We start from the raw sequence: 15,804 nt of genomic DNA on the forward strand, positions 1-15,804 counted from the left end.
TTCCTTAATTGTCCAATAATTGACACATGAGTAAAGCAGTCGCTACAGGTTGTTGACCACTTTGCATCGTCACTTCTAGTTTTGCGAAATTTCTTCCCATATCCAATATATTGTATAGTACTTCGATTTCATTTTCTATTTGTACTGTTTTAATGTAAAAAATATTCAAGCTTTCTATCATAACTTCTAGTTTCTTTTGTTTACGCATGACATATTTGATTGTTTCTTCAATAATTGCGACCGAAACTGATTTACTTAATGTTCCGAATTGATTCGTTAGCTGTGGTGTAATTTGAACATGAATTTGATTATTACGAATATCAATATGCTTCGCCACTTGATCATTAATGGTTTCGCCAACTTGAGGTTGTCGTCCTGCAATCTGCATCGCCTTTAAAACATCTTCACGAGATATAACACCAATGAGTTTTTTATCCGCTGCGGTTACGGGGAGTAATTCTATGCCTTCCCATATCATTGAATGGGCACAACTCGCTACTGTCGTACTTAATTGCGCACTCATTGGTGGTTTTGTCATCACACGGCTTAAAGGAGCTTTAGGTGATTGACTTAAAATATCTTTACTAGTAATGATACCCGTTAATTTCATTTCTTCGTCAACGATAGGAAACCTAGAATGTCCTGTTTCTTGCGCTTTTTTACGTACTTCTTTGACGGGCATCGTATCAAATAAATAAGACGTTTCTTCTATTGGAATGACAATATCTTCTACTAATAATATCTCTTTCTTAATCATTTGATTGTACATGGCACGATTAATGATATTTGCAACCATAAATGTATCATAATTAGATGAAATAATTGGCAGATCATGTTCATCAGCATATTGTTTAATTTCTTGAGATGTTTCAAAGCCGCCTGTAATTAAGACGGCGCTTCCTTTATTTAATGCTGCTTTTTGAACATCTTCTCTATTCCCAACTATCAACAATGTATTTTTTGAAACATAATTGACAACGTTGTCTTTTTCCATCGCACCAATGGCAAATTTAGTAAGCGAATTGAATTGACCACCTCGACCAGCAATTAACTGGCCATCCACAATTTTGGCGATTTCACCAAATGTAAGCACATCTAACTGTTCACGTGTCTTCTTTTCTATGCGCACTGTACCCACTCGATCAATTGTAGCCACTAGACCACGTTGTCCAGCGTCTTTTATAGCTCGATATGCTGTCCCTTCTGAAACATCTAAATCTTTTGCTATTTTTCGAACCGAAATCTTTTGACCGATTGATAGCTTTTCAATATGTTTAATAATTTGTTCATGTTTTGTCATCTTATACTACCTCAACAATTATAGGGATAAAATTTTAAGTAGACCCGCTTCCTTGATGTCATTGTCTTCATTATTATACATTTTTTTATACCTTAATGTGAAAGAGAAATATTATATTACAAGCAGAAGTTTAATGGATTTTTGTAAATTATTTGTTTAAAATAAAATAAAAAGGAGGAATGTATGATGCATACACATATTTTACTCGCCGTTGATCCTGATTTAGAAAATGTCAAAGCAATCGAAGAAGTTCAAAAACTGTCAGGTCCCTCCACGATTGTAACTTTATTACACGTCATCGGCGAACAAGATGTTCAAGCCTCTGTACGACTAGGAACACATGTAAATGAACTGAAACATTTACGAAGTGAAAAAATGTCGGAAACCAAACAACGACTTGACGCTGCCAATATTCAATATGAAGAAATTATTGAACGCGGAAACCCTAAAGAGAAAATCGTTGCTTACGCGAATAGCGGTCGCTATGATATTGTCGTTTTAAGTAACCGTAAAGCTGAAGAAAATAAAAAATTTGTTTTAGGTAGTGTAAGTCACAAAGTCGCAAAACGTGCGAAAATACCAGTCCTTATTGTTAAGTAAAAGAAGGACTAAACAAAACACAATTTAATACTTTAGAACGTGAAAACCTTCAAAGTGATACGAATCAACTTTGAAGGTTTTTAAGTTTGAATAACGTCTTACTTGCAATAACAGTAGTAATTATTTACACCAATTGAACTGCTTCACCTGGTTTTAATATTTGCACCTCTCCATGTGTCACAGCATTTTTAAATGCTTCAGGATCTTGTTTAATAACTGGGAATGTATCAAAGTGAATCGGCACACTAATTTTAGGCTTAATGAAGTGATTCACCGCATAGCTTGCATCTTCTATACCCATCGTAAAATTATCACCAATTGGAACAAAACACACATCTACTGGGTGACGTTCGGCGATTAACTTCATATCGCTGAATAAACCTGTATCTCCTGTATGATAAATCATTTTACCTTCAAGTTTTAGAAGAACACCCATAGGCATACCCAAATAAATTGGTTTGCCATCATCATCCATTAAGCTTGAACTATGAAACGCTTGGACAAATTTTAATGTACCAAAATCAAAAGTCCATTGTCCGCCAATATTCATGCCATGCACATTTTCAATCCCATGTGCTGAACTTAGATAATTCGCTACTTCTGCCGTACCAATGACTGTGGCATTCGTACGTTTGGCAATGTCAATCGTATCTCCAAAATGATCCTCGTGACCGTGCGTTAATATGATATAATCCACATCAAGGTTTGAGGCATCTAAGTCTGATAATTCATTACCTGTTATAAATGGATCAATGATGCCTGATTTGCCATTTGCCTCAAAATACACTGTTGATTGTCCGTGAAAAGATAGTTTCATTATGCATCCTCCTTTTTGTTACTTTCACTATACCACGTCTTTACCCCCAACACACATTCTTACAAATTGAATTGTTGTTCATTCTTATTTAGAATAAAAGTATTAAGGAGGCGTTATAAATGAATCAAATTGAACAATTGGTTTCTAAATTAAATGAAGCACAAGTGGATGCAGCTTGGATAAGTCATCCAATTAATATTTTTTATTTCACTGGATATAAAAGTGAGCCCCATGAGCGCTTGTTCGCATTGTTAGTCAAAGCGACAGGTGAATGCGTTTTATTTTGCCCACAATTAGAAGTCGAAGAAGTAAAAGCATCTCCATTTGAAGGAACTATCATAGGGTATTTAGATACCGAAAACCCTTATCAAAAGTATGATGCATCCATTAAGACAATGTTTATTGAAGAAAATCATCTTACATATCGTCGTTATCAAGAACTTACTAAAGCATTTCATATTAACGCAGTATATCCTGTTGATCCTATCATACAAGAAATGAGAAATATAAAAACGGAACACGAAATCAACATCTTATCTAAAGCCGCACAACTAGCAGACGAATGTATGAGAATCGGAGAAGCTTTCTTAAAAGAAGGTGTCACTGAAAGAGAAGTTGTTAATCATATTGAAAATGAAATTAAAGCATTCGGTGTCAACGAGATGAGCTTTGATACGATGGTACTATTTGGAGATCACGCTGCAGCGCCTCATGGTACACCTGGTGAACGTCAATTAAAAAACAATGAATTTGTACTGTTTGATCTAGGTGTTATTTATCAGAATTATTGCAGTGACATCACACGAACAATCGCTTTTGGCCACCCTAGCGATGAAGCACAAAAAGTATATGACATCGTTAAAAAAGCAGAACAAGAAGCTATTAATAAAATAAAGCCTGGTGTTAAAATTAGTGACATCGATAAAACTGCGCGTCAAATCATTTCAGACGCTGGGTATGGTGAATATTTCCCACATCGCCTAGGACATGGCCTAGGACTAGAAGCGCATGAATATCAAGATATATCTGAAACTAATGATAATGTTTTAGAAGAAGGTATGGTCATTACTATAGAACCTGGTATATACGTTCCGGGTATCGTTGGTGTCCGTATTGAAGACGATATACTTGTGACCAAAAATGGCTATCAATCTTTATCTTCATATCAGAAATAACACCTCCGTCAGACACATTGCGTTGTTCATGTGAAGTACAGATGGCTTTCATATCGATGTGATTCTCATTGAATAGCATTTACTTTTAGATTTACTCGTCAATACTTACACTTTGAGCTCAAACGGAACATAGATTATGCCTTCACTCGTCATCTTTAAATACGTGTTGAAGGCATTTATTGTGTGAACACATTGATGTACGATGTGGAGCTTATCTAATTTTTATGCATTCTCACTATTATTGGTGAAAACTACCGTAACGATGAATAGGGTGGGCACTGACATCAGTTCCCCACCCTATTAAGTGTTCGTAAGATTTTATTTATTATTTTAGCACTTCTGCAACTGGCGTAAATGATTTATTAAACGCCTCTGCAATAGCTTTGTTCGTCACTAAGCCATTAAACGTGTTTAATCCTTGTGATAAAGGTACGTTGTCCGTAAGTGCTTGTTTGTATCCTTTATTTGCTAATTGTAAAGCATATGGTAGTGTTGCATTGTTTAAACCAATCGTTGATGTACGTGGTACAGCTCCTGGCATATTGGCAACCGCATAATGCACAACCCCATGTTTAATATAAGTTGGGTCATCGTGTGTAGTAATACGGTCAGTAGTTTCAAAAATGCCACCTTGGTCGATTGCAATATCAACTACAACAGAACCCGCTTTCATTTGTTTAATCATATCTTCAGTAACAAGTTTAGGTGCTTTAGCGCCAGGAATCAGCACAGCACCAATCACTAAATCACTTGCTTTGACATGTTCTTCAATATTAAGTGGGTTAGACATAATCGTATGTACACGGCCATCAAATAACTCTTCAAGTTGTTGTAAACGTTTAGGATTTACATCTAAAATCGTTACATCTGCACCTAATCCTAAAGCAATGCGTGCTGCATTAGTACCTGCTTGTCCACCACCAATAATTGTAACTTTACCTTTTTGAACACCAGGTATACCACCTAATAGAATGCCCATGCCACCGTTAAATTTTTGTAAGAACTGCGCACCAATTTGAGCTGACATACGTCCAGCAACTTCACTCATTGGTGTTAAAAGTGGTAATGAACGATCAGCGAGTTGAACTGTTTCATAAGCAATTGCTACCACTTTCTTTTCGATAAGCGCTTCAGTTAATTCTGGCTCATTTGCTAAATGTAAATAAGTGAATAAAATAAGCCCCTCTTTAAAGAAGCCGTATTCTTCTTTTAAAGGCTCCTTCACTTTAATCACCATATCTACGTCCCATACTTGCGCTTGACTTTCAATGATTTCTGCACCAGCTTCGATATAATCAGCATCTTCAAAAAAAGACCCCATACCAGCTGATTTTTCGACGAGAACTGTATGACCAGCCTCAACTAATGCGTGGACACCACTTGGTGATAACCCCACTCGATTTTCATTATTTTTTATTTCCTTAGGAATACCAATTTTCATTCTCCCTGCACCTCCCAAGACTAATGATAACGCATGTAGAATGTAAGCGCAATCATAAGATTGGTTTCTTTTTGTAACATATGATAATTGGCAGAATTTACAAAAAATATGATATAATTAAAGTGAAATAAGAAAGGAGTTTTTGCCATGTTAATGTACAAAAATATTCTAATCGCTGTAGATGGTTCACACGAAGCAGAATGGGCTTTCAACAAAGCAGTAGCAGTGGCTAAACGTAACGATGCCAAACTTACTATCATGAATGTCATTGATTCTCGTACGTATACTTCTTTTGAAGTTTATGATTCTAATTTCACAGAGAAATCAAAATCATTTGCGGAGAAACTATTAGATGGGTATCGTAAGATTGCTGAAGAAGAAGGCGTGGCACATGTTGAAACGAAACTCGAATTCGGTTCACCTAAATCAATTATTCCTAAAAAAGCGAGTGAAGAAGGCAGTATTGATTTAATCATGTGTGGTACTTCTGGATTAAATGCTGTAGAGCGCTTTATTGTAGGTTCTGTATCAGAAGCAATTGTTCGTCATGCTGAATGTGATGTATTAGTTGTCCGTACAGAACAAATTCCAGAAACATTCGAGCCTCGAGTTGCTACAAAAGAACTCCTACAAGATCATAATATTTAATACAAAATGTTAAAAAAAGGGTTGGGCTTATGCCCACCCTTTTTTAATAGTAAAACTGCCTACTTAAAGGTAGGCAGCACTACTTATATATTAAAGATTACCGAAAGTCATAACGTCACGTGCAATCATCACTTCTTCATTAGTTGGAATTACTAAAACTTTTACAGGTGAATGTGGGTAATTCAATTCAGCTTCTTTACCACGTAACCCATCGTTTTTACGAGGATCCCAATAAACGCCCATAAATTCTAATCCTTCTAATACACGCGCACGAATCACATCTGAGTTCTCACCTACACCTGCTGTGAAGACGATGACATCTACCCCATGCATACGTGTCGCATATGAACCCATATACTTGTGAATACGAGATGCGAAGACTTCAAGTGCTAATTCCGCACGTGCATTACCATTGCTAGCATCGTCCTCAATATCACGTAAATCACTTGATGTACCTGTAATACCTAACAAACCAGACTCTTTATTCAATGTATTTAATACTTCGTCTGCAGTTTTACCTGTTTTTTCCATAATGAATGGAATAAGGGCAGGGTCAATATTACCTGAACGTGTACCCATTGTTACACCTGCTAAAGGCGTGAAGCCCATAGATGTATCCACAGATTCGCCACCATCAATAGCTGCAATTGACGCACCATTACCAATATGGCAAGAAATAATACGTAATTCCTCAACAGGTTTACCTAACATTTCTGCTGCACGTTGTGAAACATATTTATGACTTGTACCATGGAAACCATATTTACGAATACCATAATCTTTATAGTAATTGTAAGGTAAGCTATAAAGAAATGCAGATTCAGGCATAGTTTGGTGGAATGACGTATCGAAAACTGCTACGTGAGGGATGTTTGGTAATAGTTTTCTAAACGCTTCGATACCCATTAAATTCGCTGGGTTATGAAGTGGTGCTAAGTCTGTTAATTTTTTGATATCAGCAACTACATCATCTGTTACAAGCTCTGATTCAGGGAAACGTTCACCACCATGTACAACACGATGACCTGTACCATCAATATCATTGATATCGTTAATAATACCATGTGCTTGTAAACTATCTAACATCATATTTACAGCTTCTTCATGGTCTTTAATGTCTTTAACTTCTTTTACTTTCTCTCCGTTCACTTCGATAGTGAAAATAGAATCTTTTAATCCTATGCGCTCGATTAAACCTTTTGTAATCATTTTTTCTTCAGGCATTTCAATTAATTGAAACTTTAATGATGAGCTACCAGCGTTAATCGCTAAAATTAACTTAGACATGTAAACGTCCTCCAATATTTATAAGTTTTATATCCAAAATCTATTTAAACATTATCACAGTTTGATTTCAAGAGTGACACAGATTATTTTTTTGGATGATTTTTTTGCATCCATTCATTTAATTCACTTAAGAAATTTTGAAAGTTTTGTGGCTGTTTTAAATCTGGAATATTTGCAAGTAAAACTTCGACAGGATGGGTAATACCCTGTGCTTTCTTTTGTAAAACGAGCAATGATTTTTGTGCACGTTCATTTTTAAATAAATTTTTAGGTAAATGAAGGAAAGCTTGCATTTCAGTTTCTGTTGCAATGAAATTTTGCAACTGTTTCACTTTGGCATCTTCAAATAGTGCACGTGGTACGACTAAAAATGCAAAACCTGATGGTTTAAGTGCTGTTATCGCTTGTTCAATAAACAAATGATGCGCGTAGCTGTGACCTTCTTTAAAACCTAATTTCATTTCATGACTACGTTCATCAACTGGGTAATACCCGATTGGTAGGTCTCCAATCACTACATCTGCCTCCTCAAAAGGTAATGGCATAAGTGCATCTTGAGGATAGACATCGAAAGGAATTTCAAGAAAATTAGCTAAATGTATACTTAAGCGCGATAAAACTGGATCCACTTCAACCAAATGATGCATTAATGTTTTCTCAGACATGACTTCGTTTACAGTAGCACTTAAGTGCCCTGCTCCACTACCTAAGTCTGCGATGTGAAGTGCCTCACTATCAGTTTCAAATTGAGAAATTAAATATCCTAAAATCAAACCAATTGAATCTGGTGTAATTTGATGGTTCGCTTGCACCTCTTCTTTTTGTAATTGGCTCAAATAAGCAAATTGAAATGCTTTGCGTCGATCTTGTAATGTAGATTGTTCTAAGACATCACGTTCTTTAGTATACAACTGTTCCATCGAAAGACCTAAATTCTCTATAAAACTTTGACCATTTTCATCGTTCAGTTGCTTCGTAGTCTCATCCAACTTTTTAAAAAGTTGTTCCATAATTGAAGTTGGTTGTGTCATTGTTTACTTCCTTTCAAAAAATAAAGGGGTGGGACTTGAACGTCCTCGCCCCGAATACATCAACCTTAATGCATTACATTAATAGTTGTTAATATTTCAAAAACAGATACTTCAAATATACCCGTTTTTAATGACTATGATAATTTTCGATATGCGTCTAATGCTGCTTCAAAATTTGGAAAATCTGTACCTTCAGATACAATTTCTTTATATACTACTTTATTGTTTTCATCTAAAACAAAAACTGAGCGTGCAAGTAATTGAAGTTCATCCATTAAAACGCCATAAGCCTTACCAAAAGAATGTGATTGGTAGTCACTTAACGTGATGACATTATCTAAACCGTTTGATGCACACCATCTTTTTTGAGCAAATGGTAAATCTAGAGATAATGTTAAAACATAGCCATCTTCATCATTCGCTTGTTCATTAAATTGACGTGTTTGTTGATCACAAACACCTGTGTCAAGAGATGGTACCACATTTAATAATTTTTTCTTCCCATCAAATTGAGATAACGTAACTTGTTGTAGCGCTTGATCAACGACTTTGAAATCTGGAGCTTGATCCCCTACATTCACCTCGTTACCTAACAATGTAACAGGATTTTGTTTAAATGTAATTTGTGCCATAACTGTATTGCCTCCTTAAATAAATCCGAGTCAATTTTATTATACGAGTTATGTAATGACTTCGCACGTCATAGACCTTCGTTTTCTTGAATATATTTTAAATATTTATTCTTAATCACAACTGTATCTGCAAAATAATCATGTACACCAATGTGTTTAGGTGTGAAAAACACTGCTAAATATGGTAATCCGAGTAGAATGTTAGATATAATGCGACCAATCCATTCTCTAAATATAACGTCAGACCATAGTGGCTTTTTTAAGTCCTTACGATAAACCTTGATGCCTAAAATCATTTTTCCAAGTGTTTGTTGGAAGTATTTCGTCATTAAGACGAAATATAAGAAATATAATAATGCATTCAGTATATGTGTAAGGCTAAAATAAGATATCCACAATTTAAATTCATCTGCCCCTGTAAACACTAAAATAGGGTTCAAAATGATATTAAACACTGACCACAAAATAAGTAAGTCTATGATATAACTCAAAAAACGACGGCCAAATCCTGCATAGAAAAATGCATTTAACTCATATTGATGTTTCGTCAAAAATGTAGATGCCGGCGGGTGTGCATGATATACATTATTTGATGTATTATGATGGTATTCATTGATTGTCATGCTTACCACCTACCCCTCATATAAATACATTGGACGCGTGTCCGAGTTATTATTTAAAATTTGTTTGATTTCAGTGAAATTCGCTTGAATATTTTCTAATGTCGCTTTCATTCCGAATATAGAGCCAAGTCCTTGTTGAGATTCATCAAACGTAATCACTTGAGGGTTTTTAACTTTCATTTCTTTTCCCATCGCTTTTATCGCATCTTCTTTATATCCAATTTCATCAATTAAATGATTCGCTTTCGCTTGTTGCGCGCTATAAATACGGCCATCAGCAAGTTTACGTACTTTTTCTTCAGACATATGACGTCCTTCTTTGATTACTTTCACAAATTGATCAAAACTATCTTTATTTATAGACTGTAGTATTTCACGTTCTTCATTGGTCATTTCACGTTCTGGACTCAAAATATCTTTATGATTGCCAGATTTAATCGTATTGGTTTTAATACCAAGGTTATTTAATAACTCTGAATAATCCTTTGCTTTCATAATGACACCGATAGAACCTGTTAATGTTTGTGGACCTGCGTAAATTTTATCCGCTGGCATGGAAATATAATACCCCCCTGAAGCGGCAAGTGTTTCCATTTGAACATAGATTTTTTTACCCTTATCTTTAACTTCTTTTAATTTTTGATAAAATTCATCACTTTCATATGTACTTCCACCCGGAGAATTGACTACTAATAAGACCCCTTTAATAGAATCATCTTTTTTAATTGTTTCAAGTTGTTTCAACGCCGATTTATGATTATAACCTTCACCTCCACCAAATAAACCACCTGATGATTCACCCGAGATTTCACCTTTAACCACAATCTCAGCAATTTGATGAGATGGATCTCCGTTTTTAACTACGGATGTAGGTGCTTGATCGAGATCATTCAAACTGCCATTAAAAACATTTGAAACCAATGTTGTCACTACACTCATGACAATACCACCAAATACAATCACCGCAGCTAATATGATTGCTACAATTCTTTTAGACATACTAAACTCCCTTTCATTTTAATCAATAATGCTTTCCAATTATTTTATCATTTATTTCATAGTTTTGAAAAACATTATTAAAAAACCTTGTTGTCGCACATTTTATATAACAAAAAGAATTGAGTAGACTAAACCACTCAATTCTTTAGACCTTGTCATAAGGTAGTTGCTAGATTTAGAAAAGCCACAAGTTCACATAATCATAAGCATTTTTTAGGATGAGCACTAATGTAACTACGACAAATAATAGCTTTACATAACTTACGCCCTTACGAATGGCAAATTGCGCTCCTGCATAAGAACCTAGTATCGAACTTATCGCTAGAATTAAACCGAGCACGTAATCGACGTGTCCTAAAAACATGAACATGAAGAGCGAACCTATGTTTGAGGCGAAGTTTAATACTTTTGCATTTCCTGCTGCACTTAAAAAGTCAAAGCCCATGATAAGTAGGGCAAACATTAAAAATGACCCCGTGCCGCCTCCTAGAAAACCATCATAAAACCCTATTATCATAATTAATAGGATAAAGATGATTGATTTCAAGAGCGTGAACGTTAAAACCGTACGTTCAGACCCCCACTCTTTTTTCAGCAACGTATATATTAAAACGCCAGTAAGTATGATAATGACAAGCGGTTTGAGCACATGTGAGGGTAAGAAAACAGCTAAAGACGTACCACCGACTGCTGCTAAAAAAGATAATGGAAATAGTTTTCCAACGAGTGGTAAATCTACTTTCTTCGCACGCACAAAACGAAAAGCACTAGTTAATGAACCAAATGTACTTGCCATTTTATTCGTTCCGAGCGCTGTCGCTGGATTAAGGCCTAATGCAAGTAGACCGGGAATTAAGATTAAACCACCACCGCCAACAACAGCATCTATAAAAGCGGCTAGAAATGCTAAACCGATTGCAATCAAAATTAATGTTAAATCTAACTCCATCCCCTTCACCCCTTATTCAAACTAAAATAAATCATCATCCCATTCATTTTGTTTATCATCATGAAGGCGATAATTTTTATCGATAATTAATGTTTCAATATTTTTTACAGCTTCATCAATCATCGGTTCAAAATCAAAACCTGATTCATATTTAATAACTTTATCAAACTGAGGTTCCGTTACTGGATTTTTAGGTGTAAATATTGTACAACAATCTTCAAATGGTTGTATAGATGTTTCAAAAGTGCCTAACGCTTTTGCCTTGTTAATGATTTCCTCTTTATCTAATGATAATAAGGGACGTAATACTGGCGTAGAAGTGACAGCATTAATTGCATACATACTCTTTAACGTTTGGCTTGCGACTTGTCCTAAATTTTCACCATTCACAATCGCATCGGCACCAATTTGATGTACAACTTTATCGGCTATACGCATCATCATTCGACGTGTTGACGTCATCGTATAGCGTTCATGAACTACTTTATGAACTTGCTTTTGTACTTCTGTAAACGGTACGATATGCAATTTAATCGTCCCTACACGTTCGGCCATAATACGTGTTAATTCAATGACTTTTTCTTTAGCTTTTTCACTTGTAAAAGGTGGGCTATGAAAATGAATTGCTTCAATTGTCACACCACGACGCATAACTTCCATGCCAGCCACAGGAGAATCAATACCTCCGGACAACATCAGTAACGTTTTACCCCCTGTTCCTACAGGTAAGCCTCCTATGGCAGGAATCACTTTATCATACATATAAACAGCATCTAAACGTACTTCAATTTTAATTTCATGATCTGGCTGACGTACATTTACATGTATCGCGTCGTTATGTTTTAAAATCGCACCACCTACCATTCGCTGAATCGCAAATGTTTCATATTCGAATTGTTTATCAGAACGTTTCACTTCAATTTTAAAACTTTCACCTGGTTGATATTCATTTGCAAATATACGTGCATGTTCATACATCGCATCCATTGTTTTTTCAATTTTAAGAACCGGACTAATTGAATGGACACCGTATACTTTTGAGATACGTGAAATCATTTCATCGATATCTGCTTGTTCATCAAGCTCTATATACATACGATCTCGATTTGCTTTAACCTCATATCCTTTTAAAGGCATTAACGCACGTTTTACATTGGAACGTAATTGACTGACAAATGTTTTACGATTTGCCCCTTTTAATGTTAATTCTCCATATCTAACTAGAAGATGATCATAAATCATTTTCTTAGCAACTCCTCTACTTCTTGATATACTTCTTTTAACTTTTCAAAAAACAATGTCACATCTTCATTAGTCGTGTGATGATCAAATGACAATCGAATACTCCCTAAAATATTCGTTTTGTCTATCTGCATTGCATTTAAAACTTCATTTATTTTTGCATGTTTAGAAGAACATGCACTTGTCGTTGAAATCATAACATCACGTTTTGAGAATGCATTAACAAGTACCTCACCACGTACACCCGGAAAACTAATATTTAATATATGAGGTGACGCATTCTTAGGTGAGTTGACCACAATGCCAGGATAGTTTTCAAGGCGTGTTCGAATACTGTGATTAATATGATTTAAATGTGCCACTAATTGTTCTTGGTTGTTTATCGCTAAACGCACTGCTTTTGCTAGCGCGACATTGTTGGGAAGATTAACCGTTCCACTACGTAACCCTAATTCTTGCCCACCACCATGTATAGTAGGTTGAAGTGCATGTGCGTTTTTTAAAATTAATAAACCTTGACCTTTTAATCCATTAAATTTATGGCCACTAATTGCTAAACTATCTATTCCACTCATTGAAATGGGTTGTTTACCTAATGCTTGAACAGCATCTACATGAAAATGCACTTTCGGATAGTCTGCTAACAATTGTCCAATGTCCTGGATGGGTTGCGTTTGACCCATTATATTGTTGACTTGCATACATGTTACTAAAATGACGTCACTATCTAGAAGTGATTTGAGATGAGCAAGATCTATTTGCCCCTGCTTTGTCACATTGACATATTTCAACGTAAAACCTTCTACTTCTAGTTGGCGCATCACCTCTAAAACTGAAGGGTGCTCTAATACAGATGTTATGATTGTTTTACCAAAAGGCCTTTTTTGATATGCTGCCCCTTTTAATGCCATATTATTAGATTCTGTTGCTCCACTAGTGAATAAAATGGTTTCATCATTCAATTGTAAAGATTGTTTAATTTGGGCACGCGCTTCATCTAAAAGGCGTGCAGCCTCAATACCTTTTGCATGTGGACTATTAGGATTATAAAAAAATTTTTGATTAACTTTCATATAGCTATTTAACACGTCTGCTTCTGGTGCGGTTGTCGCAGCATTGTCAAAATATAACATCATACAAGAACTCCTTGATTGAAATTTGAATAGTTTTATTGTACTACACTTTTACAACTAACATGATACACACAAGAGCTATTTTCTTAAAATTACCCTAGAAGGTCAATAAAAATTTTTCAACAATAAAGTAGAGGTGAAACCTTGGGCTTCACCTCTAACCTCATATGTTATGTTGTTTGTTGTTTCATAACTTCTTGTTCAATTGTATCTGAAATTCCTGGCTCCACACGTTCCAAAGCTTGTGCTGAAATTTCACTAGAACGTTTGTAACGATTGTTTTTAAATAAGCGTTCAGCTTCATTTAAACTCTTATCTAAATCATGATAATCTTTGCGATAACGGTTACCATATTGAATTAATTTTTCTGCATACACTGCATTGATTAAGACATCATTCGCTTCATCTTCGAACTTGTTCATTTGAAGCACTACTTTATTCACTTTATCTTTTAAATGTTGAACATTAATTGGTCGTTCACTAAAGCGTTCATTTACTTCTCGCACTTCATAATCAATTTCATTCTTTAATATGATAAAACGTTCTGGAACGCTAGTAAGGTTTGACGCGAGAAGGCGACGATAAATTTCTTCTTTTTTACTTTGTACACGTAAAATATGTTCTTCCGCTTCTGCTTCATCTTCTCGTAACGAGACTAAATGATTTTGCAGTTTTTGTTGTTTTTCATTAATCACGTCGACATGATCTTCAATATATTTTAAATTATCTTGAACTTCACTATATCGTACTGATGATTTGGCCATTTCCATTAAAATTTCATCGTATACTGAAATTAAATTTTGAATTTCATTTTCAAATTGGCGTACACTTTGAATATCACTTTCGTTGATATAATAATTTTCGCGACCATATTCTATTTCAGTTTGCAATGTGTAATTCATATCTTTAGCATGGAATAAATCATCAGTAATACGTTCTTTAGATTCTTCTACAGCGTTCTTCGCTTTCACTTCATGTTCAATCAAGTCATACATTTCGTCTAATTGCGCATTAATATCTTCCAACTTTTTATTCGCCTCATCTAACTCTAGACGACTAATCATTGGTTCTACAAAACTTAATTCCGTTTTTAATGACTGCAGTTGACTATCCACTTTTACATGATCGAGGTCATAACCTTCTACCTTTAAATCACGCACACCGTATTTGAGATCTTGGAATTGTCCTGGTAATTCTTTTTGTGCTTCACGGATAAGTTCCGGTATTTCTTTCATATCTTCATTTAAATAGGTTAAATCTTCATTTAAATTTTTAATATGTTGATGTGCTTGTCGATAATTACCGTCTTCTCTTAATTCTTCGTATAGCGCAAGTTCAGGTTCCACTTGTTCAATTTCTTTTTCTAATGGCGCCGCTGCCTCACCATACTGATGGCGGTTTGCTAATACTTCTCGTTTTAATTTACGATGCTCTTCTTTCGTTTGGTCGTACAATTGACTGCTTTCATTATGAATTTGAAGTACTTTGTCCGCTTTTTCAGTTAATTCAAGATGTTTAGATTCATATGCATCCATCATTTCGTGTGCATCTTTGATATCCGTTTCGGCCTGTGAAAATTTAAATTTATCCAAATTCACTTCCGCTTCATGGATTTTTTCATCAACTGGCATTAAATAGTCATTAAGAGATGATTTCCAAGAATCATTTAATGCATCGTATTCAGCTTTTGTTTGACCTGTCATATTTAAGCGTTCTAATTTGTGCAAGCTTTCATCATATGTAAGGTCGTTCAATTTAACTTTACGATCTTCCGCAGTTTGAATCATTGTTCTTTTATTTGATCGCATCATAAAAAGGATACCGATGCCGACCAATATAATGATAATAATAGCTAATATAATATATAATGCCATGTCCTTTCGTCTCCTCCTACAAACATAAGTTCATTATAACGTAATTCTTAAAC

Annotated in this window: 15 protein-coding genes; 3 read left to right on the plus strand and 12 right to left on the minus strand. The window is 35.1% G+C overall.

Annotated elements, in window-relative coordinates:
• Nucleotides 1-4: 4 nt before the first annotated feature.
• On the minus strand, nucleotides 5-1,300 hold the full coding sequence (locus CD172_RS01980; protein WP_060551236.1) for a DRTGG domain-containing protein: 1,296 nt from the start codon (nucleotides 1,298-1,300) through the stop codon (nucleotides 5-7).
• 186 nt (nucleotides 1,301-1,486) lie between these two features.
• Here CD172_RS01980 and CD172_RS01985 point away from each other — a divergent pair, with 186 nt between their 5' ends.
• Nucleotides 1,487-1,900 carry a universal stress protein gene (locus CD172_RS01985; RefSeq protein WP_060551237.1) on the plus strand — a complete coding sequence of 138 codons (414 nt, stop codon included), beginning with the start codon at nucleotides 1,487-1,489 and terminating at the stop codon, nucleotides 1,898-1,900.
• Between the two features lie 124 nt (nucleotides 1,901-2,024).
• Here CD172_RS01985 and CD172_RS01990 read toward each other — a convergent pair whose 3' ends face one another.
• A complete protein-coding gene (locus CD172_RS01990; RefSeq protein WP_103345309.1) occupies nucleotides 2,025-2,717 on the minus strand; it encodes a metal-dependent hydrolase in 693 nt (230 codons plus the stop codon).
• 119 nt (nucleotides 2,718-2,836) lie between these two features.
• On the opposite strand from CD172_RS01990, the gene CD172_RS01995 reads away from it, so the two are divergent.
• Nucleotides 2,837-3,892 (plus strand): M24 family metallopeptidase, encoded by a 1,056-nt coding sequence (locus tag CD172_RS01995; RefSeq protein ID WP_060551239.1) that lies wholly within the window; start codon nucleotides 2,837-2,839, stop codon nucleotides 3,890-3,892.
• A gap of 325 nt (nucleotides 3,893-4,217) precedes the next feature.
• On the opposite strand, the gene ald is transcribed toward CD172_RS01995, so the two are convergent.
• Nucleotides 4,218-5,333, minus strand: a complete 1,116-nt coding sequence (gene ald / locus CD172_RS02000; RefSeq protein ID WP_103345310.1) for an alanine dehydrogenase — start codon at nucleotides 5,331-5,333, stop codon at nucleotides 4,218-4,220.
• A gap of 147 nt (nucleotides 5,334-5,480) precedes the next feature.
• Between ald and CD172_RS02005 the strand changes: the two genes are divergently transcribed.
• Entirely contained in the window at nucleotides 5,481-5,981 is a 501-nt protein-coding gene (locus CD172_RS02005) for a universal stress protein (protein ID WP_037565531.1), read from the plus strand.
• A 90-nt stretch (nucleotides 5,982-6,071) separates the two neighbouring features.
• On the opposite strand, the gene CD172_RS02010 is transcribed toward CD172_RS02005, so the two are convergent.
• The 9 genes from CD172_RS02010 to ezrA form a co-directional block, all read right to left on the minus strand.
• Complete coding sequence (locus CD172_RS02010) at nucleotides 6,072-7,268, minus strand: acetate kinase (RefSeq protein ID WP_037565532.1); 1,197 nt, start codon at nucleotides 7,266-7,268, stop codon at nucleotides 6,072-6,074.
• A gap of 83 nt (nucleotides 7,269-7,351) precedes the next feature.
• A complete protein-coding gene (locus CD172_RS02015; protein WP_060551241.1) occupies nucleotides 7,352-8,299 on the minus strand; it encodes a class I SAM-dependent methyltransferase in 948 nt (315 codons plus the stop codon).
• A 134-nt stretch (nucleotides 8,300-8,433) separates the two neighbouring features.
• A complete protein-coding gene (gene tpx / locus CD172_RS02020) occupies nucleotides 8,434-8,931 on the minus strand; it encodes a thiol peroxidase (RefSeq protein WP_037565535.1) in 498 nt (165 codons plus the stop codon).
• Nucleotides 8,932-8,999: 68 nt separating this feature from the next.
• Entirely contained in the window at nucleotides 9,000-9,554 is a 555-nt protein-coding gene (locus tag CD172_RS02025) for an RDD family protein (protein WP_060551242.1), read from the minus strand.
• A gap of 9 nt (nucleotides 9,555-9,563) precedes the next feature.
• Nucleotides 9,564-10,553 (minus strand): signal peptide peptidase SppA, encoded by a 990-nt coding sequence (gene sppA, locus CD172_RS02030; protein WP_103345311.1) that lies wholly within the window; start codon nucleotides 10,551-10,553, stop codon nucleotides 9,564-9,566.
• A 175-nt stretch (nucleotides 10,554-10,728) separates the two neighbouring features.
• Nucleotides 10,729-11,502 carry a sulfite exporter TauE/SafE family protein gene (locus CD172_RS02035; RefSeq protein WP_103345312.1) on the minus strand — a complete coding sequence of 258 codons (774 nt, stop codon included), beginning with the start codon at nucleotides 11,500-11,502 and terminating at the stop codon, nucleotides 10,729-10,731.
• A 21-nt stretch (nucleotides 11,503-11,523) separates the two neighbouring features.
• Entirely contained in the window at nucleotides 11,524-12,744 is a 1,221-nt protein-coding gene (gene thiI / locus CD172_RS02040) for a tRNA uracil 4-sulfurtransferase ThiI (protein ID WP_103345313.1), read from the minus strand.
• Entirely contained in the window at nucleotides 12,741-13,877 is a 1,137-nt protein-coding gene (locus tag CD172_RS02045; RefSeq protein ID WP_103345315.1) for a cysteine desulfurase family protein, read from the minus strand. The genes thiI and CD172_RS02045 overlap by 4 nt, the downstream gene beginning before the upstream one ends.
• A 170-nt stretch (nucleotides 13,878-14,047) precedes the next feature.
• Entirely contained in the window at nucleotides 14,048-15,751 is a 1,704-nt protein-coding gene (gene ezrA, locus CD172_RS02050; RefSeq protein ID WP_103345314.1) for a septation ring formation regulator EzrA, read from the minus strand.
• Nucleotides 15,752-15,804 lie beyond the last annotated feature (53 nt).

The sequence above is a fragment of the Staphylococcus agnetis genome, assembly GCF_002901865.1.
Lineage (GTDB): Bacteria > Bacillota > Bacilli > Staphylococcales > Staphylococcaceae > Staphylococcus > Staphylococcus agnetis.